Here is a 17,746-nt window from a genome sequence, read left to right on the forward strand (position 1 = left end):
CCGGTACGTGACTGCCCCCGGGCGCCTCGCGGCGGCCCGGGGGCAGGGCGGTCAGAGCTGGATCGCGGAGGTCCGCAACGATCAGGCCCGGCCGCCGTTCATGCGGCGACGGCGCACCAGGTAGATGCCGCCGCCCGCGGCGGCCGCGAGCAGCCCGCTGCCGACCGCGGTCTCCGTGGTGTTCAGGCCACCGATCGAGCCACCCACACCGGTGTGCGGGCTGCCGGTCGGGGCGTCGGCTGCCAAGTTGTCGCAGTCGTCACCGCTGGGGTCGTTCCACTGGTCGTCGTTGCCCCACTGGTCCCCGTGGTCGCGGCCGTTGTCGTCCCGGCCGTGGTTGCCACCGTGGCCGCCGTGGCCGCCGTTGTTGTGACCGTTGTCGCGACCGCCGCCGTCCCCGTTCCAGCCACCGTCCTGGCCGCCGTCCCACGAGCCGACGGTGTTCTTGCCGTCGGAGGTGTTGGCTGCCGAGCTGCTCTGGTCGTCCAGAGTCTGGTCCTGGTTGTCGCGGACGCCGGGGGCGCTCATTTCGTCGTTCTGCTGGTCACCACGGTCGGAGGTCTCGCGGCCGTTGTCACCCCGGCCGTTGTCGCCCCGGCCGTTGTCGCCCCGGCCGTTGTCACCGCGGCCGTTGTCGCCCCGCCCGTTGTCGCCCCGGCCGTGGTCGTCCCGTCCGTGGTTGCCCCCAAAGTTGTCGTCGCCGCCGCCCCACGAGCCGTCGTCGCACGGGTCGAAGTTGCGACCGTGGTCTCCGCGGTGGTCTCCGCGGTGGTCGCCCCGGTGGTCGCCGTGGTCGCCGTGGTTGCCGTGGTTGCCGTGGTTGCCGTGGTTGCCGTTGTTGCCGTTGTTGCCGTGGTCTCCGTGATTGCCGCCGTTTCCGTTGTTTCCGTGGTTGCCGCCGTTGTCGCCGCCGCCGTTGTTGCCGCCGTTGTTGTTGCCGCTGACGGTGAGAGACGCCATGCCCCCGGACGAGCCCTGATCCGTGCAGGTGAGAATCACCGAGTGCACTCCGGGCCTGGCGTTATCCGAGACATCGAAGCTGTGGATGGGACTGGCCGAAGAGAAATCCACCCGGCCGCCGTCCAGTACGTCACCGGTGAGGCTGCCGTTGATGCAGCTCGTCGTGAACGTCACGCTGTCTCCGGCCTCCACCTGGTCCGTGGTGAGGCTGAGATTGGCCGCGAAAGCATAGGTGGCCGGAAGCATCACGGCGGTCGTGGTGAGCACCGCCCCTGCCAGAATGCGTGCAACACGCATGGGTTGAACCTCCTTGCGGACGGGGCAGGTGGGATTGCTTCCCTCGAGACGAACTGCGACCGCGTCCTTGTGATCCATTGCGCGGGCGGCCCGCCCGTCCCGCATTTCGGGAAGATCGCGTCCGTACACTCGAACGGACCATCAGATTGGCCCGGGCTACCACATAACCCCAGGTCGCAGCGGTGCGGGCGCGCCGTAGGAAGCGGCTAAAGATCGTGGTCGAACGGGTGACGAGGCATCAGGCCAGACCCGACGAGCCGTCAGGAGATCGCATCCCGGACAGCTGCCGCGACAACGTCCGCGTACAGCCGTGCGCCTGACGGTCGCGGGTGGATCCGGTCGCTCCACAGGCGTTCCGGGTGGGGGGAGATGGCCGTGGACCAGTCCGCCAGCACCGCCACGTCCCGGTGGCGGCGTACGCCCCGCGTGAGGGCCGTGTTCACGCGGGCCTCCCAGGACCGGGGGGCATGCACATTGACGAAGACCACGGCCCGCCGGGCGCCCGCGATGCGCAGGATCCGCTCAAGGGTGTCGGCGGTGAAGTCGCCGTTCGTGCCGAGGCCCACCACCACGACCCGCCGCAGCCGTCCGGCTGCCGCAAGTCGCGTCAACTCATCCGGCGCCGAAGACATTTGACGTCCCACCACCGCGTCCACGTCGATGCCCGGGAACCGGCGCTCCAGGGCGGCCGCCGAGGCAAGCATCACCGAGTCGCCGACCGCGACGATGTCGCCCCCGCCCACCGATGCGACCCGCTGCGGTGCAGCCGAGGACGCCGGCGCGGCCGACGAGGCAACGGAGGTCGCCGGGGGAGCCGACCGCACCGCGATGGCCCGCCGGCCGGCCGCGATCTGGGCCTCAAGCCCGCCCCCGGACGGCGCCCGCGACACGCCGACGTACGCCGTGCCGAGCACGGCGAGACCGGCTACCGCCGCGCCCAGCACCAGCCGGGGGCGCCGTGCCCCCGCCGCCCGGACGTGCCCGCTCACCGCCTCGGCCCAGCCGCGCACCCCCAGCCGCAGCAGCGGCTCCTCCAGCACCCGGTACGACACCGCCGCCAGGCCCACCGGCACCACCAGCGAGACCAGCCTGCCGGGGGCCGAATCGGCCACCCTGCCCGCCGCGTTGGTCAGGCACGCGAGCACCGGCCAGTGCCACAGGTAGACGCCGTACGAGCGGCGCCCCAGCCACACCAGCGGCGCCCACCCGAGCGCACGGGCGACGGAACCCGGCGTACAGGCAGCCACCGTCAGCGCGGCGGCGGCGAGGCAGACGCCCACCAGGCCGCCCCGGTACAGAAAGGCACCGTTCCCGCCGGCGAGGACCGCCGCGAGGGCCAGCCCCGCCAGCCCGGCCGCCCCCAGCGTGTCGATGGCCCGGACGTACTCCGGCCGCCGCAGCGTGCCGGCCCGGGTGAGCGGCAGCACCAGTGCCACGGCGGCGCCGAGCAGCAGCCCGCCGCCGTGCGTGTCGGTGCCGTAGTACACGCGGGAGGGCTCGGCGCCGGGCTCGTACAGCAGTGCCATCGCCACGAAGGACGCCACGGCCAGGACCGCGGCGCACGTCGCCTGCGCCCGCTGCCGGCGAAGGAGGCCCATCACGACCCACAGCAGCAGCGGCCAGCCGAGATAGAACTGCTCCTCCACCGACAATGACCACAGATGCTGGAGCACCGGGACGGCACCGAACTGGGCGAAGTACATGTCGTGTTGTGTCAGCTGCCACCAGTTGCTGCGGTAGGTCAGCGCCGCGGCCACCGCCCCCCGAAGGCCGTCCCAGGCGTCCCCGCCGGTGAGGGTGGCCGCGCAGGCGGTGACCGCGAGCACCAGCCACAGCAGCGGCAGGAGTCGCAGGGCCCGCCGCTTCCAGAAGGCGCCGAGGCGGATCCGGCCCGACCGCCAGTGGTCGGCAGCGAGCAGACTGGTGATCAGGTAGCCGCTCATGACAAAGAAGAGATCGACACCGAGGAAGCCGCCCCGCAGCCACGGCGCGTGCACGTGATAAACGACAACGGCCGCCACGGCCAGCGCCCGCAACCCGTCCAGCCCACGGGCCCGCCGGTTTTCAGTGCTCATCGGTACACCGTCGTGCCCGGTCGCTTCCGACGCACGCTTGTCTGCTCCGATTGCCGAAGGCCTGTCGTCGCGTTCACCTGATCGGGTGGTGCCTCGTTCGCCACCTCTGATCGCGGGCTGTCGCTGCCGCCCTTATCGTCGTATATGACGGACTATCATCTAATGTCGGACTGGCCGTAGCTGAAGGACAGTAGGGACAGTAAGGACAGCGATGCAGCGTTTTCCCGGGGGCCACCCTCCCGTACCGCCACGGCACGCGCTCCGCAGCACGCCCAGAGCGCGACAGCGGCCCCCGGTCCGGTTCACCCGCAGGGGACGCCGCGTCGTCATGACGGTGGTGGGATCAGTGGTGCTGACCGGCCTCGTGCTGATGGTCGACGGCCTGGAGGGCACCGGTGGCCCTCCTCAGCCGACCGCCGCGTCGGCCGCGCTCGCCGGTGGCGCGGAGGGCGGCGGGACCAAGGACGCGGTGCCGCCGCTGCCCGACGCCCAGCCCATGCGCATCCGCATTCCCAAGGTCAGCATCGACGCCCCTCTGATGAACGTCTCGCTCGACAAGCAGAAGACCATCGAGGCCCCACCACCTCAGTACAAGGACCTCGCGGCCTGGTACAAGGGCTCCGTCTCACCCGGCGCCAAGGGCACAGCGATCATCCTCGGCCACGTCGACAACGAGAGCGGCCCCGCGGTCTTCTACGGCCTGGGAGCGCTCAAGAAGGGCGCCAGGATCGAGGTGTCCCGCGCAGACGGCACCACCGCGATCTTCACGATCTACGGCATCGAGGTCTTCGCCAAGAAGGACTTCCCCGCCAAGCGCGTCTACGGCAACACCGCCCGGCCCGAACTGCGGGTCATCACCTGCGGCGGCACCTACACCAAGGCGGGCGGCTACTCGGGCAACGTCGTCGTCTTCGCTCGCATGACCGGACACAAGTGACGGTTCGGCCATCGCGAAGACCCGCAGGAAGACCTGGGCCAGCGGCCCGATCGCCAGCGCGTACGCCACCGTCCCGACCCCGACCGATCCGCCCAGCGCGAAACCGGCCGCCAGCACCGTCACCTCGATCCCGGTACGCACCAGCCGGACCGAGCGGCCCGTGCGCGCATGCAACCCCGTCATCAGGCCGTCGCGCGGGCCGGGCCCGAAGCGCGCCGTGATGTAGAGGCCGGTGGCCACACCGCTGAGTACGATCGCGGCGGCCAGCAGCGGGACCCGCACCGCCGGCGCGTGCGGCTGCGGAACGAACCGCAGTGTCGCGTCCAGGGAAAGCCCGACCACGAAGACGTTCGACACCGTGCCCAGCCCCGGACGCTGCCGCAGCGGCCACCACAGCAGCAGCACCGCCGCGCCCACGATGACGGAGACGGTCCCGATGCTCAGCCCCGTGTGCTTCGACACCCCCTGGTGCAGCACGTCCCACGGATCGAGACCCAGCGCCGCGCGCACCTGCAGAGCGGCGCCCGCGCCGTACAGCACCAGCCCGACGTAGAGATGTACGAGTCGGCGGCCCGTGCGGCGCCCTGTGTGCGACGTCGATTGGCCCTGCATGGCGAACCCCCACTGGTCATTACGGCGATGATCGTGCCACCCTGTGGCCTGGAGGCACTCCCCGACCATGGCCAATTCGCGGAAGGTGGACTGGAAGCGATGTCTGAGTGGACCGCATCCGTAGGGGCCCCGCACCTCGCGCGGCTGCTCGAGCCGAGGCCGCAGCGAGCCGCCGGCCGTCGCGTGCCCGCCTACCGCAGCCTCGCCGACGGCATCCGGGTCCTGGTGCTGGAGGGCCGGATCCCGGTCGCGGCGCGGCTGCCCGCCGAGCGTGAACTGGCCCTGGCCCTCGGCATCAGCCGCACGACCGCCGCCGCCGCGTACGAGGCGCTGCGCGCCGAGGGCTTCGCCCGCTCCCGGCGCGGAGCCGGCACCTGGACCGCCGTCCCGCAGGGCCACGGTCTGCCGACCCGGAGCATGGAGCCGCTGCCGCCGGACGCCGCGGGCACCGTCATCGACCTCGGCAACGCCGCCCTCCCGGCCCCCGAGCCCTGGCTCTCGCGTGCCATGCAAGGCGCCCTGGCCGACCTGCCGGCCTACTCCGCCACCCACGGCGACTTCCCGGCCGGCCTCCCCGTCCTCCGCGCGGCCATCGCCGAGCGCTACACCGCCCGGGGCATCCCGACCCGGCCCGAGCAGATCATGGTCACCGCCGGTGCGATGGGCGCCATCGCCGCCGCCGCCCGCCGCCTGACCACCCCCGGGGAGCGCGTCGCCGTCGAGTCGCCCAGCTACGCCAACGTCCTGGAGCTGCTGCGCGAGAGCGGCTCACGCATTGTGCCTGTAGCCCTGCGCGAGGGGCTCGCCGGCTGGGACCTCGACGCCTGGCAGCGCGTCCTGCGCGACGCCGTGCCGCGCATGGCCTACGTCATGCCCGACTTCCACAACCCCACCGGCACTCTCATCGACGACGACCAGCGGCGCGCCCTCGTCGAGAGCGCCCGCGCCGCCGGCACCGTCATCATCACCGACGAGAGCATGGCCGAACTCACCCTCGAGTCGCAGGACAGCCCGCCGCGCCGGATGGCCGCCTTCGACCGCGGCGGCACGGTGATCAGCGTCGGCTCGGCCAGCAAGGCCCTCTGGGCCGGCCTGCGCATCGGCTGGGTTCGCGCCGCCCCCGACGTCGTACGCCGCCTGGTGAGCGCCCGCGCCTACCTCGACCTCGGGTCCCCGGTCGTCGACCAGCTCGCCGTCGCCTGGCTGCTGCGCACCGGCGCCTGGGACGAGGCCGTCGCGACCCGGCGTGCCCGGGCCCGCGAATACCGCGACGACCTCGTCGCCGCCCTTCGCGAACAGCTTCCCGAGTGGGAGTTCTCCGTCCCCTCCGGCGGCATGACCATGTGGGTCCGCACCGGCGATGTCTCCGGTTCCCGCCTCGCCGTCGCCGGTGAACGCCTCGGCGTCCGCGTCCCCTCCGGCCCCCGCTTCGGCATCGACGGCGCCTTCGAGTCCTACGTACGCCTCCCTTTCACCGTCGGTGGAGCCGTGGCCCGTGACGCGGTCTCCCGTCTGGCCGCGGCGGCCCAGGCCGTGCGGCACGGCGGCGGAGCGGAGGGGGAGGGGGCGGGCCTGTTCGTGGCGTGAACCCAGCCCGTGGGGCCGGGGCCACTCCGGACGCCTTGGGCAGTGGCGTCAGTGCTCAAGCTCGAGGTCGGCCCTGCCCCGCACCCGCTCCTCGGGCGCCGCCACCTCGATGATCTCCTCGGCCGCCGGGGCCGACCCGGAGGCCGTCGTGGCCGGAAGCAGGGCAAGTACCGCCTGCCGGTCGGCCTCGCCGGTCTCCTCGTCGTACGGATCCGGTGTCGCCGGCACCTGGAGCCGCAGCACGGGCCCGGCCCCGAGCCGTACGTATCCGCGCCCCGCCGGCACCGATGCCGCCGAGGTCGTGCACTGCGGAGCCCCGAGCACCAGCCGCGTCTCCTCGGCCGAGACCGCGCCGAGCACCACCCGTGCCCTGGTGTGCGCGACGATCACGCCGCACAGGGCCTCGGCCGAGTCCAGCGAGTCCGCGACCGCGACGGTCACCCCGGCCGCCCGGCCGTGCCGCAGCGGCACGTCGAGGAGTTCCTGCGGATCCTTGCGGCCTTCGGCATGGGCGAGCTGGGTGAGCGCGGTCGGCCGGTCCGCCAGGATCCACAGCGGACGGCGGGTGTCCTCGGGCGCCGGGCGTCCCGCCTGCCGGGCGCGGTTGACGGCGATGAGCCGCCGCTCGGTCTCGTGTGCGGCCCACTCCAGTGTGGCCAGCGTGCCCGCGAGGCCGCTCTCCACGGCCAGGACGCCGGGCCGCCCGATGAGGCACGCGTACTCGCCCATGCCGCTGCCGTCGATCACCACGACGTCGCCGTGCGCCAGTGCCTGCAGGGCGATGGAGCGCAGCAGCGTGGTCGTGCCGGTGCCGGGCCGGCCGAGGGCCAGCAGGTGCGGCTCGCCGGAGCGCGGGCCGGTACGCCACACGATCGGGGGAGCGTCGCGGGCCTCGTCGCCGTCGGTCACCGGCACGGTGCGCTGGACGGCGTCGGGGTCGGTGAAGCCCAGCACCGTCTCGCCGGGGGACATCACGAAGTGCTGGGCCGCGATGCCGGTGGACAGCGCCGGCAGCGCGGTGAGGGTGAGGCGGTTCTCCTCCTCGTCCCAGTCGAAGCGGTACTCGCGGCCCCGGCCGCTCTTCGCGTGCAGCACCTGCTCGATCCGGGCCTTCGACTCGGCCTCGCCGTCGGTGAAGTACGCCGGGTACCGCAGGTGCAGCCGGACCAGCCGGCCGTCCTCGAACTCGTACGAGCCGAAGGCCTCCTGCCAGTCACCGTCGTGGGTGTACATCGGGCTGGGGTCGCCGGGGTCGGACAGATACGGCACCAGCGCGTCGTACAGCGACTTGAGGCGGGCGGTCTCGGCGTCGCTGGGCCCGGTCGGCTCCGGGGTGCGGTCGCGGCCCATCCAGGCGGCCGAGCTCATGAACGCGATCAGTGCCAGATAGGGGCCGTACGGGAACAGCACGACGACCAGGCCGATGGCGGCCAGGAGCAGCAGCGCGGGTCCGCGCCGGTCCTTGGGGGTCCGGGCCCACCAGGCCCGCAGCCAGCCGAGCTGGCGTCGCAGCCCGCGCAGGATGACGAGGAGTGGGTGGAGCACGTCGGCGGCGCTGTCGGTCGCCGTACGCGCGAAGTCGCGTCCTTTGGCCAGCGAGGGACGGCCACCGTCGACGAGGCGGCTCACCGAGGGGCGGCTGCCGCTGAGAATGCCGGGGAGGGGACGCCTGGCCACGTGGTGCTCCAGAGGTTCGTTACGGGACGGGCCCGGAGCGGCAGGAGCGCGCCGGGCCCAGGGGGATGGCCGTACGGGACGGCCTGGCTACAACTTGATCCCGCCCAGCAGGCTCGCCAGGCTGGCTCCGCCGGCCTTGATGCTCGGGGCGATGGCGGTGCCCGCGAGATAGAAGCCGAAGAGTGCGCAGATGAGTGCGTGGGACGCCTTGAGTCCGTCCTTGCGGAAGAACAGGAAGACGATGATGCCGAGCAGGACGACGCCTGAAATGGACAGGATCATGGGGTTACTCCTGTGTGATGGGGACTGTCACCATGAGTCCTTCCATGCTTACAGACAGTAATGGATATTGGAAAGCGGCAAATGGGTGATTTGTAGATTATTTAGCCCAAGCGGGCGCTTTGCGGTGCTCCATCAGGATCCTCGCCGCACCGGGGCGCCCTCATGCGGACCGTCCCGCCGACGGAGCAGCGAAGTCGCCCGGACGGGTGATCAACCCCGCTAATCTGCCGCCATGGCCTCCTTGCTGGAGCACGAACTGGCACAGATCAACATCGCCCGCCTCAAGGCCCCGCTGGACTCCCCGCAGCTCGCCGAATTCGTCGCCGGCCTCGATCCGGTGAACGCCGTCGCCGACGCGGCTGAGGGCTTCGTCTGGCGCCTCCAGGGCGACGAGGGCAACGCCACCGACATCGGCGTCCTCGGCGACGACTGGCTGATTGTCAACATGTCGGTATGGCGGGACGTCGACTCACTGAAGGCCTTCATGTACGACGGCCTCCACCGCGACCTGCTGCGCCGCCGACGCGAGTGGTTCGAGCGCCTCGACGAGGCCGTCACCGCCTTGTGGTGGGTCCCGGCCGGACACCGCCCCTCCGTCCCAGAGGCCGAACAACGGCTGCTCCACCTGCGGAAACACGGCGCCACCCCGCACGCCTTCACCCTCCGGGAGATCCACCTCGTAGGGTAGGAAAGCGTCAGCGCAGACCCCGCACACCACCGGCCACCGGAGCGAGGAACGATGAGCGAGCCGACCCACGGCACAGAGCCCGCGCACGACCCCGAGGTCCTGCAGCTCGCCGGCAAGGTCTTCGACCTCGCCCGGCATGGCGGCACCGACACCCTCGCCGCCTATGTCGACGCCGGCGTGCCGGCCAACCTCACCAACGACAAAGGCGATTCGCTGCTGATGCTCGCGGCCTACCACGGCCACGCCGACGCCGTCACCGCCCTCCTGCACCGCGGCGCCGACCCCAACCGCGCCAACGACCGAGGCCAGACCCCCCTGGCCGGCGCCGTGTTCAAGGGCGAGGACGCCGTCATCCAGGCCCTCGTCGACGGTGGCGCCGACCCCACCGCAGGCACCCCGTCCGCCGTGGACACCGCCCGCATGTTCGGCAAGGACGAACTGCTCAAGCTCTTCGGCGCCGCATGACCGGCAACGGCGTGGAACCCCTGCGCATAGGCATCCTGGGCGCCGCCCGCATCGCCGAACGGGCCGTGGTGGACCCCGCCCGCACGACCGGACACCGCATCGTGGCCGTCGCCGCCCGCGACCGAGGGCGGGCGCAGGCCTTCGCCCAGGCACACGGCGTCGAGCGCGTACGGGACTCGTACGCCGAGGTCATCGAGGACCCGGCGGTCGAGGTGGTCTACAACCCGCTGGCCAACGGCCTGCACGGACCGTGGAACCTCGCCGCGGTCGCCGCGGGCAAGCACGTCCTGACCGAGAAGCCCTCGGCCAGCAACGCCGAGGAGGCGGACGAGGTCCGCACCGAGGCCGCCAAGGCGGGCGTGGTCTTCATGGAGGGCTTCCACTACCTCTTCCATCCCGTGACGCAGCGCCTGCACGCCCTCCTCGCCTCCGGTGAACTCGGCGACCTGCTGCACAGCGAGACCACCTTCACGGTCCCCGCCCCGCCCGACGACGACCCGCGATGGTCACTACCGCTGGCCGGCGGGGCGCTGATGGACCTGGGCTGCTACAGCCTCCACGCGCAGCGCATGCTCGCCCCCTGGGCCGGCGGGCCGCCCCGCCTGACCGGCGCGCGGGGACGTGAGCGGGCGGGCGCGCCCGGCGTCGACGAAGCGATCGACGCGGAGTTGGAGTTCCCCGGCGGTGCCACCGCCACGGCGGGCTGCGACATGGGCGGGGACACCCTCGAGGTCAGCCACCGCGTCGTGGGCAGCCGCGGCGAGGCGACCGCCGTCAACTTCGTCCTGCCCCACCTGGACGACCGCCTCATGGTGAAGGCAGCGGCGGGGGAGCGGGTGGAGGAGTTGGGCAGACGCACCTCGTACGCCTACCAGTTGGAGGCGTTCGCCGCCCGGCTGCGGGACGGGACTCCGCTGCCGATCGGTCCGGACGACGCGGTCGAGACGATGCTGCTCATCGACGACACCTACCGCGCCGCCGGCTTCCAACCGAGGCCGCGCACCTCGCGTTGACGGATCAGAAGCCGCCCCCGCCCCCGCCACCGTCGCCGAAGCCCCCGCCGAATCCGCCGCCGTCCCCGAAACCGCCGTCAAAACCGCCACTGCCGCCGTCGTAGCCGTCCCCGCCGTACCCGTACCCGTAGCCGCCGAGTGAACCGCCCAGCAGCGTCCCCGCCAGCAGCCCCGGCAGGAACATCGAGCCGTACGACCCGAAGTAGCCGCCCGCCCACGGGGCGTACGCCGGGCCCGCCTCCCAGTAGGGGCGGCGCTCCCCGCCCACCGGCACCGTGCGCACCGCCGGGTCGGCGCCGTCCGCCAGGCGGGCCGCGTCCGCCGCGCACACCGGCACCGTGCGTGGCGCCCCGCCTTCGGGTGCCCACTCGGCATCCTGCACCGACGGGCCGTGCCGGGGGTCGAAGAAGCACGGCGGGCGCCGCTCGGGCAGCGGGAGCCCCTTGCGCCGGGCGTCGAGGACCGCGAGGGCGAAGCGGCCCTCCTCCAGGGCCTGGCTCACCCCGCGTACGTCCTCCGGGCGCCGGGCGGCGGCGGAGCGCTGCTTCGCCGTTTCGTAGGCGTCCAGCGCGCGGCCGTAGTCCTCCAGCATCTCGGGCGTCGCCTCCGGATCGGAGGGTACGAAGTCCAGCCGGTCCAGGGTCTCCCCGTAGGCGGTGATGTCCTCCTCGACCGCCCCGCGCACCTGCTCCAGGTCCGCCCGCTCCCGTTCCCGGCGTCGCCGGGTGTTCCTGCGTCCGAGCAGCAGCCCGCCCCCGCCGAGCACCACCACCACGGCGCCCAGCGCGATCAGCGCGCCCACGCCGCCCGTGCCGTGCGTCCGGTGGCTGCCCTGGTCCGCCCCGCCGTTGCCGGCCGACGCCGCGACATCAGCCACGAAGCCGTCCAGGATCGCCGACGGGTCTCCCGGGTGCGCCTGCAGATTCCGCTGGGCCAGCGCCTGCGCGGTGCTGCCCGGGAGCACCGACCTGTCCGACGCCGCCCCGAAGTTCGAGCCCAGCGCCACGGCGTACACACCCGGGCGGCCCACGGCCGACCGCAGCCGGTCGAAGACCTGGTTGCCGCCGTAGGCCGGGTCGTCCGGGAGGACGGCGACGTAGATGGGGACTCCGGTGTCGCGGATGCGCTGCGCCAGATCATGGGCCTGGGTGGTGGAGAGCTTTCCGGAAGCGGCCGGGTCGACGTAGACCGGGCTGGTGCGCAGCGCCTTCGCGACCGCCTCGATGCTCGTCGCCGCATGCGCGGAACCGGAGGTGAACAGCGAGGCGGCGAGCGCCAGCACGGTCGCGGCCACAACAAGCACAGCCCTCCGCGCCCCCTGCGCGTTTACCGCCATAGCGGTCATATACCCAGATTCCGCCATGTCAGTGCGGATCGGCGGACTGCACCAGCCCCGGCAGGTCGGCGAAGGAGTCCAGGACCCGGTCCGGCTCGCCGTCCGCGCGCCGCAGCGACTCCGGCTGGAACTTGCCGGTCCTGACCAGCACCCCGGTGATCCCCTGCCGCTGGGCGGCCAGCACATCGGCCTCGACGTCGTCGCCCACCATCAGCGCCTCCGTTGCACCGATGCCCAGCCGCGCCAGCGCGGCCTCGAAGAACGCCCCGGACGGCTTGCCCACGACCTCCGCCTCGACGCCTGCCGCGCGCTCCAGACCCAGCAGGAAGGCGCCGCTGTCCAGCTGCAGCCCGGCATCCGTGCGCCAGAACAGATTCCGGTGCATCGCCACCAGCCGGGCGCCGCGCTGCAGGTGCCCGAACACCTCGTTCAGGACCCGGTAGCCGAACTCCGGGCCCGCCCCGCCGACCACCACCACATCCGGCTCCTCGCCCTCGCCGGCCAGGGCCAGCCCTTCCAGGTCCTCCGCGATGTCCCCGCTGTTCAGCAGCAGGCACCGGGCGCCCGGACAGTGCTCGGCCAGATACGCGGCCGTGGCCGCCGGCGCGGTGAGGACGTCGTCGGGCCCGACGACGAAGCCGGCGTCGGCGAGCGTCCGCGCGATCGACGCCCGGGTCCGCGAGGTGGTGTTGGTGAGCAGCGCCAGCGGCAGTCCGAGGTCGCGCAGCCGCCGCAGAGCCTCCACGGCGCCCGGCAGCGGCTTCCACGACACGGTGAGCACACCGTCGATGTCGATCAGGACCCCTCGCACTCCCGGTACGCGCTCCATGGAACCGACTCTAGGACCTGTCCGGCCGCCCGGCCCGAGCCCGTAGGCTGGCTCGAATGGCTGTCCGGAGAGTCCGGAGACAGCTGTCCGCAGACCGGGAAGGCCGTCGATGTTCGCCCTGCACGCCGTGTGGAGAGCGGACCGCCGCCTGGCACTGTGGGCCGAGGACTCCCTACTGCCGCCCGACCGGTACGCCTGCGCCCCGGAGACCGTCGCCCAGCTTCTCGGCGGCACCGGCCCCGGCCTGGAGTGGCTGATGACCAAGGCCGCCGCGGGCGTGACCACCCTGCTGCTGCCGACGCAGAACGGCGCGCCCCTGCCGTCCCCCGACCTCGGCCGCGCCGTCCAGGGCCCCCGCGCGCCGGTGACCCTCGCCCCGTGGCGGGTGCCCTCGCTACTCCTCGAACCCGGCGAGGCGGCGCAGCTCCTCGGCGAGCTCTACGCCCCGGGGAAGCCGTTCCTGGCCACCCAGCTGCCCGCCGAGGGCCAGGTCGACGTACCGTACGGCGCATCGCTGCGCTGGCTCACCGCCGTCCACGACCTGGCCTGGCGGCTGGTCGGATGCGGTCAGGTACTGCCGGCCGTGGCCACCGAGGACGGACAGCCGTACGCGCGGTGGCGCCCGGTGCCGGACGCCGACGGATGGCGGGAGACACGGGAGCTGACCGCGGCGGTCCCGCCGGTCTGCCGCGCCGAGCGCAGCGCCGGCCACCCCGACGGCAGGGCGGCCGGGGAACTGGTGGCCGACCTCCTGGACGTCCTGGCCGACTGCGAGGCCCGGGCCGCGCTGGAGGACGAGCCGCCACTGCTGCGCCCCGGGCGGGCACGGAGCCCGGACGGCGCGCCGGAGGCGTGGCTGCGGGCGCTCGGCTCGGACAGCGGCCGAGTCGAGGGCGCAGCCGAGACCGCAGTCGAGGGCGCCGACGCGGCCGCGCTCGCCGGGCTGCGTGACCGGCTCGACGCCTGGTACCGCTCAGAGGCCCCGGCCGACGAGCCACTGCGTACGTGCTTCCGGCTCGGCGAACCGCTCGGCCCCGACCCCGCCGACCCCGACGGCGACCCCTCGGAAGACAACTGGCGGCTGGAGTTCCTGCTCCAGGCCACCGACGAGCCCTCGCTGATGGTCGCCGCCGACGCCCTCTGGGCACCCGGACCCGCCCTCAGCGCACTGGAGCGCAAGGCCCCGCGCCCCGGCGACGCCCTCCTGGACGGGCTCGCCCGGGCGGCCCGCCTCTGGCCGCCACTGCGCGAGGCCCTGCGCTCCAGCCACCCCACCGCCCTGCGCCTCGACCGGGCCGGCGCCCTGGCCTTCCTCCGCGACGCCGCACCGGCCCTCGCGGCGGCCGGCCACGGCGTCCTGCTGCCGACGTGGTGGCAGCGCCCGGCCGGCTTCGGACTCACCCTGAGCGTGCGCACCGCCCAGCCCGGCCTCGTACACGACCGCAGTCTGCTCGACCGGGACCGGATCGTCGCCTTCCGCTGGCGGGCCGCGATCGGCGACCAGCCGCTGACCGAGGCCGAGCTGACCGAACTGGCCGCCGCCAAGCAGCCGTTGGTGCGGCTGCGCGGCCAGTGGACCGAGGTCGACCCGGCCCGGATCGCCGCCGCCCTGGCCTTCCTGGAGCGGCAGGGAAGCGGCACCATGGCCGCCGGCGAGGTGCTGCGCGTAGCCCTGGACCCGGACGCCACGGTGGGCGGCCTGCCCGTGGCCGGGGTCAGCGCGGACGGGCGGCTCGGCGACCTGCTGGCCGGCACCGCCGACCACCGCGTCGACCCGGTCCCGGTGCCCGCCGGATTCGGCACGACCCTGCGCCCGTACCAGGAACGCGGCCTGGACTGGCTCGCGTTCATGTCCCGGCTCGGCCTGGGCGCGGTCCTCGCCGACGACATGGGGCTCGGCAAGACCGTGCAGACCCTCGCCCTGCTGGCGCTGGAGCACGCACAGGGCGCCACCGCCCCCAACCTCCTGGTCTGCCCCATGTCCCTGGTCGGCAACTGGCAGCGCGAAGCAGCGAGGTTCGCCCCGATGCTGCGCGTCCACGTCCACCACGGCGCGCAGCGCCTGTCCGGCGACGCCCTGCGGCAGGCCGCACAGGCCGCGGATCTGGTCGTCACCACCTACGGACTCGCCGAACGCGACGCCGCCGAGCTTCGGGCCACGCAGTGGCGGCGGGTCATCGCCGACGAGGCCCAGCACATCAAGAACTCCGCCACCCGCCAGGCCGCTGCCGTCCGCTCGCTGCCCGCCGCCCACCGGATCGCCCTCACCGGCACCCCCGTCGAGAACCGGCTCGCCGAGCTCCACGCCGTCCTGGACTTCGCCAACCCCGGCCTCTTCGGCTCGGCCACCCGCTTCAAGGAACGCTGGTCCATCCCCATCGAGCGCGACGGCCACAGCGACACCGCCGCCGAACTCCAGCGACGCACCCGCCCCTTCATCCTGCGGCGCCTCAAGAACGACCCCGCCATCGCCCGCGACCTGCCGGAAAAGGTCGAGATGACCGTCAACTGCGGCCTCACCGCCGAGCAGGCCGGCCTCTACCGGGCCGCCGTCTCCGACATGCTCGCCCGCATCGCCGAGAGCCGCGGCATCGAGCGCAAGGGCATCGTGCTGTCCACGCTCACCAAGCTCAAGCAGATCTGCAACCACCCGGCCCAGTTCCTCCGCGAGCCCTACGAGGGCGCCTCGGCACGCCTCACCGGCCGCTCGGGCAAGCTGGAACGCCTGGAGGAGATCCTGGCCGAAGCCCTCGCCGAGGGCGACAAGGTGCTGTGCTTCACCCAGTTCGCCGAGTTCGGCCGGCTGCTCCACGGCCATCTGGCCCGGCGGCTCGGCCGCGAGGTGCTCTTCCTGCACGGCGGCGTCCCCAAGCACGCCCGCGACGCGATGACCGCCCGCTTCCAGGACCCCGCCGGGCCCCCGGTCTTCCTGCTCTCCCTCAAGGCCGGCGGCACAGGGCTCAACCTCACCGCCGCCGCCCATGTCATCCACCTCGACCGCTGGTGGAACCCGGCGGTCGAGGACCAGGCCACCGACCGCGCCTTCCGGATCGGCCAGCGCAGAAACGTACAGGTCCGCAAGTTCGTCTGCGCCGGCACCATCGAGGAGCGCATCGACGCGATGATCGAGGCCAAGCGGACCCTGGCCGGCTCGGTCGTCGGCGACGGCGAGCAGTGGCTCACCGAGCTGTCCACCGACGAGCTGCGCGACCTCGTGGAGCTTTCGGCCGACGCCGCAGAGGAGACCACGTGAACGCGAACGAGGAACGGCACGACAGGCCGCTCGCCGACTGCCTCGAGGACTTCTGGGACTGCGCCGACGACCTCCCGCGCGAGCGCGACCCCGGGCCGCCGGACCCCGCCCCCGGCCGCCTCGGCCCCTCCGGGATCACCGTCCGGGGACGCGACCTCGCAGCCGTACTGCGGCCCGCCTACGACGCGTTCACACGACGAGCGGACGGGTCATCGGACTGATCGGCGCCGGGAGTTCGGTCCCGCCCATCAGATAGCGGTCGACGGCCGCCGCCGCCGACCGGCCCTCCGCGATGGCCCACACGATCAGCGACTGGCCCCGCCCGGCGTCGCCCGCCACGAACACCCCGTCGGCGTCGGTCCCGAAGTCCGCGTCGCGCGCGATCGTGCCACGCTCGTCCACCCGCACCCCGAGCCCGCCGATCAGCCTGCCGTCCCGCTCCACTCCGTCGAACCCCAGGGCCAGCAGCACCAGTTGGGCCGGAATGACCCGCTCCGTCCCGGGCCGGGGCGCGCGCCCGCGTTCCTCGACCTCGGTGAGGTGCAGTGACGACACCCGGCCGTGCGCGTCGCCCTCGAACTGCAGCGTCGACGCGCAGAACATCCGTATGTCCCCCTCCCGGCTCGGCAGCGGGACACCCCGCTGTGCCAGGTCCTCCCCGGCGGCCAGAGCCAGTTCCAGGGCCTCCTCATGGGCGGGGGAGACCCGGTACACCTTGGGGTGGATGGGCCACGGCTCGTGCTCCGCCCGGTCCTCGCCGGGCCGGGGGTTGATGTCCAGCTGTACGACCGAGGCGGCGCGCTGCCGCAGTACGGTCCCCAGGCAGTCGGCGCCGGTGTCCCCGCCGCCCACGATCACCACGTCCTTGCCGTCGGCGCTGATCGGGGAGGCCGCCATGTCGCCGTCGCACACCCGGTTGGCCAGCGTCAGATACTCCATCGCCTGGTGAATCCCCGTCAGCTCCCGCCCGGTCACCGGAAGTTCCCGCCAGGAGTGCGCCCCGATCGCGATGACCACGGCGTCGTACCGCTGACGCAGCCGCGCCGCGTCCACCTCACCGCCGACGTCGGCGCCGGTGCGGAACTTCGTGCCCTCGGCGCGCATCTGCCCGAGCCGGCGGTCCAGATGGACCTTCTCCATCTTGAACTCCGGTATGCCGTACCGCAGCAGCCCGCCGAGCCGGTCGGCCCGCTCGTACACCGTCACCGTGTGCCCGGCCCGGGTCAGCTGCTGCGCGCAGGCCAGCCCGGCCGGCCCCGAGCCGATCACCGCCACCGTCCGCCCCGACATGCGCTCCGGCGGCCTGGGCGGGACGTATCCCTGCCGCCAGGCGTCGTCGGCGATGGCGACCTCGACGTTCTTGATCGTCACCGGGTCGGCATTGATCGCCAGGACGCACCCCGACTCGCAGGGCGCCGGACAGAGCCGCCCGGTGAACTCCGGGAAGTTGTTGGTCGCGTGCAGCCGGTGGCTCGCGGCCTCCCAGTCGTCCCGGGACACCAGGTCGTTCCACTCCGGGATGAGATTGCCCAGCGGGCACGCGTCATGGCAGAACGGAATGCCGCAGTCCATGCACCGGTCCGCCTGCGCCCCGATGATCGGCAGCAGCGCCTGCCCCTGGTAGACCTCATGCCAGTCCTGCACCCGGTCCTCGACCGGGCGGCGGGGCCAGGTGCGGCGGGGGGTCTTGAGAAAGCCCTTGGGGTCGGCCACGGCGGCCTCCAGCAGCGGGGAG

The 17,746-nt window shown here is 73.2% G+C and carries 14 protein-coding genes and 1 pseudogene; 7 read left to right on the forward strand and 8 right to left on the reverse strand.

Features of this window, described 5'->3' with window-relative positions; translation table 11 throughout:
* Window positions 1-81: 81 nt before the first annotated feature.
* Together ACFXJ5_RS26620 and ACFXJ5_RS26625 are read right to left on the reverse strand one after the other, a co-directional pair.
* Entirely contained in the window at window positions 82-1,257 is a 1,176-nt protein-coding gene (locus ACFXJ5_RS26620) for a hypothetical protein (protein WP_384635977.1), read from the reverse strand.
* 260 nt (window positions 1,258-1,517) lie between these two features.
* On the reverse strand, window positions 1,518-3,332 hold the full coding sequence (locus tag ACFXJ5_RS26625) for an acyltransferase family protein (RefSeq protein ID WP_384635980.1): 1,815 nt from the start codon (window positions 3,330-3,332) through the stop codon (window positions 1,518-1,520).
* Window positions 3,333-3,660: 328 nt separating this feature from the next.
* Between ACFXJ5_RS26625 and ACFXJ5_RS26630 the strand changes: the two genes are divergently transcribed.
* Window positions 3,661-4,269 carry a class F sortase gene (locus ACFXJ5_RS26630; RefSeq protein ID WP_384635982.1) on the forward strand — a complete coding sequence of 203 codons (609 nt, stop codon included), beginning with the start codon at window positions 3,661-3,663 and terminating at the stop codon, window positions 4,267-4,269.
* Here ACFXJ5_RS26630 and yczE read toward each other — a convergent pair.
* A pseudogene (yczE, locus tag ACFXJ5_RS26635) lies at window positions 4,267-4,881 on the reverse strand (membrane protein YczE); the annotation flags it as partial. The gene ACFXJ5_RS26630 and the pseudogene yczE overlap by 3 nt on opposite strands.
* Window positions 4,882-4,980: 99 nt before the next feature.
* On the opposite strand from yczE, the gene yczR reads away from it, so the two are divergent.
* On the forward strand, window positions 4,981-6,468 hold the full coding sequence (gene yczR, locus ACFXJ5_RS26640) for a MocR-like transcription factor YczR (protein WP_384635986.1): 1,488 nt from the start codon (window positions 4,981-4,983) through the stop codon (window positions 6,466-6,468).
* Window positions 6,469-6,516: 48 nt separating this feature from the next.
* Here yczR and ACFXJ5_RS26645 read toward each other — a convergent pair whose 3' ends face one another.
* On the reverse strand, window positions 6,517-8,145 hold the full coding sequence (locus ACFXJ5_RS26645; RefSeq protein WP_384635989.1) for a hypothetical protein: 1,629 nt from the start codon (window positions 8,143-8,145) through the stop codon (window positions 6,517-6,519).
* Window positions 8,146-8,232: 87 nt separating this feature from the next.
* Window positions 8,233-8,427, reverse strand: a complete 195-nt coding sequence (locus ACFXJ5_RS26650) for a hypothetical protein (RefSeq protein WP_384635992.1) — start codon at window positions 8,425-8,427, stop codon at window positions 8,233-8,235.
* A gap of 232 nt (window positions 8,428-8,659) precedes the next feature.
* Between ACFXJ5_RS26650 and ACFXJ5_RS26655 the strand changes: the two genes are divergently transcribed.
* Genes ACFXJ5_RS26655 through ACFXJ5_RS26665 form a run of 3 tightly spaced genes read left to right on the forward strand, consistent with a single transcriptional unit; the run spans window position 8,660 to window position 10,593 of the window.
* Window positions 8,660-9,115 carry a DUF3291 domain-containing protein gene (locus ACFXJ5_RS26655; protein WP_384635995.1) on the forward strand — a complete coding sequence of 152 codons (456 nt, stop codon included), beginning with the start codon at window positions 8,660-8,662 and terminating at the stop codon, window positions 9,113-9,115.
* Between the two features lie 51 nt (window positions 9,116-9,166).
* A complete protein-coding gene (locus ACFXJ5_RS26660; RefSeq protein WP_384635998.1) occupies window positions 9,167-9,580 on the forward strand; it encodes an ankyrin repeat domain-containing protein in 414 nt (137 codons plus the stop codon).
* Complete coding sequence (locus ACFXJ5_RS26665; protein WP_384636002.1) at window positions 9,577-10,593, forward strand: Gfo/Idh/MocA family protein; 1,017 nt, start codon at window positions 9,577-9,579, stop codon at window positions 10,591-10,593. The genes ACFXJ5_RS26660 and ACFXJ5_RS26665 overlap by 4 nt, the downstream gene beginning before the upstream one ends.
* Before the next feature lie 4 nt (window positions 10,594-10,597).
* On the opposite strand, the gene ACFXJ5_RS26670 is transcribed toward ACFXJ5_RS26665, so the two are convergent.
* Window positions 10,598-11,896, reverse strand: coding sequence for a hypothetical protein (locus ACFXJ5_RS26670; protein ID WP_384636005.1), 1,299 nt, complete (start codon window positions 11,894-11,896; stop codon window positions 10,598-10,600).
* Window positions 11,897-11,957: 61 nt separating this feature from the next.
* Window positions 11,958-12,758, reverse strand: a complete 801-nt coding sequence (locus ACFXJ5_RS26675) for an HAD-IIA family hydrolase (RefSeq protein WP_384636008.1) — start codon at window positions 12,756-12,758, stop codon at window positions 11,958-11,960.
* Between the two features lie 109 nt (window positions 12,759-12,867).
* Between ACFXJ5_RS26675 and ACFXJ5_RS26680 the strand changes: the two genes are divergently transcribed.
* On the forward strand, window positions 12,868-16,011 hold the full coding sequence (locus tag ACFXJ5_RS26680) for a DEAD/DEAH box helicase (protein WP_384636011.1): 3,144 nt from the start codon (window positions 12,868-12,870) through the stop codon (window positions 16,009-16,011).
* Window positions 16,008-16,232, forward strand: a complete 225-nt coding sequence (locus tag ACFXJ5_RS26685; protein WP_384636014.1) for a hypothetical protein — start codon at window positions 16,008-16,010, stop codon at window positions 16,230-16,232. Before ACFXJ5_RS26680 ends, ACFXJ5_RS26685 begins: the two co-directional genes overlap by 4 nt.
* Here ACFXJ5_RS26685 and ACFXJ5_RS26690 read toward each other — a convergent pair.
* Window positions 16,201-17,724, reverse strand: a complete 1,524-nt coding sequence (locus ACFXJ5_RS26690) for a glutamate synthase subunit beta (protein ID WP_384636016.1) — start codon at window positions 17,722-17,724, stop codon at window positions 16,201-16,203. The genes ACFXJ5_RS26685 and ACFXJ5_RS26690 overlap by 32 nt on opposite strands.
* Window positions 17,725-17,746 lie beyond the last annotated feature (22 nt).

This window comes from Streptomyces sp. NPDC059373, from assembly GCF_042751495.1.
Taxonomy (GTDB): Bacteria; Actinomycetota; Actinomycetes; order Streptomycetales; family Streptomycetaceae; genus Actinacidiphila.

Coding starts and splice junctions, on each gene's coding strand:
- ACFXJ5_RS26680 (WP_384636011.1), top strand. CDS start 12,868: ATGTTCGCCCTGCACGCCGTGTGGAGAGCGGACCGCCGCCTGGCACTG.
- ACFXJ5_RS26665 (WP_384636002.1), top strand. CDS start 9,577: ATGACCGGCAACGGCGTGGAACCCCTGCGCATAGGCATCCTGGGCGCC.
- ACFXJ5_RS26655 (WP_384635995.1), top strand. CDS start 8,660: ATGGCCTCCTTGCTGGAGCACGAACTGGCACAGATCAACATCGCCCGC.
- ACFXJ5_RS26660 (WP_384635998.1), top strand. CDS start 9,167: ATGAGCGAGCCGACCCACGGCACAGAGCCCGCGCACGACCCCGAGGTC.
- ACFXJ5_RS26650 (WP_384635992.1), bottom strand. CDS start 8,427: ATGATCCTGTCCATTTCAGGCGTCGTCCTGCTCGGCATCATCGTCTTC.
- ACFXJ5_RS26625 (WP_384635980.1), bottom strand. CDS start 3,332: ATGAGCACTGAAAACCGGCGGGCCCGTGGGCTGGACGGGTTGCGGGCG.
- yczR (WP_384635986.1), top strand. CDS start 4,981: ATGTCTGAGTGGACCGCATCCGTAGGGGCCCCGCACCTCGCGCGGCTG.
- ACFXJ5_RS26620 (WP_384635977.1), bottom strand. CDS start 1,257: ATGCGTGTTGCACGCATTCTGGCAGGGGCGGTGCTCACCACGACCGCC.
- ACFXJ5_RS26630 (WP_384635982.1), top strand. CDS start 3,661: ATGACGGTGGTGGGATCAGTGGTGCTGACCGGCCTCGTGCTGATGGTC.
- ACFXJ5_RS26675 (WP_384636008.1), bottom strand. CDS start 12,758: ATGGAGCGCGTACCGGGAGTGCGAGGGGTCCTGATCGACATCGACGGT.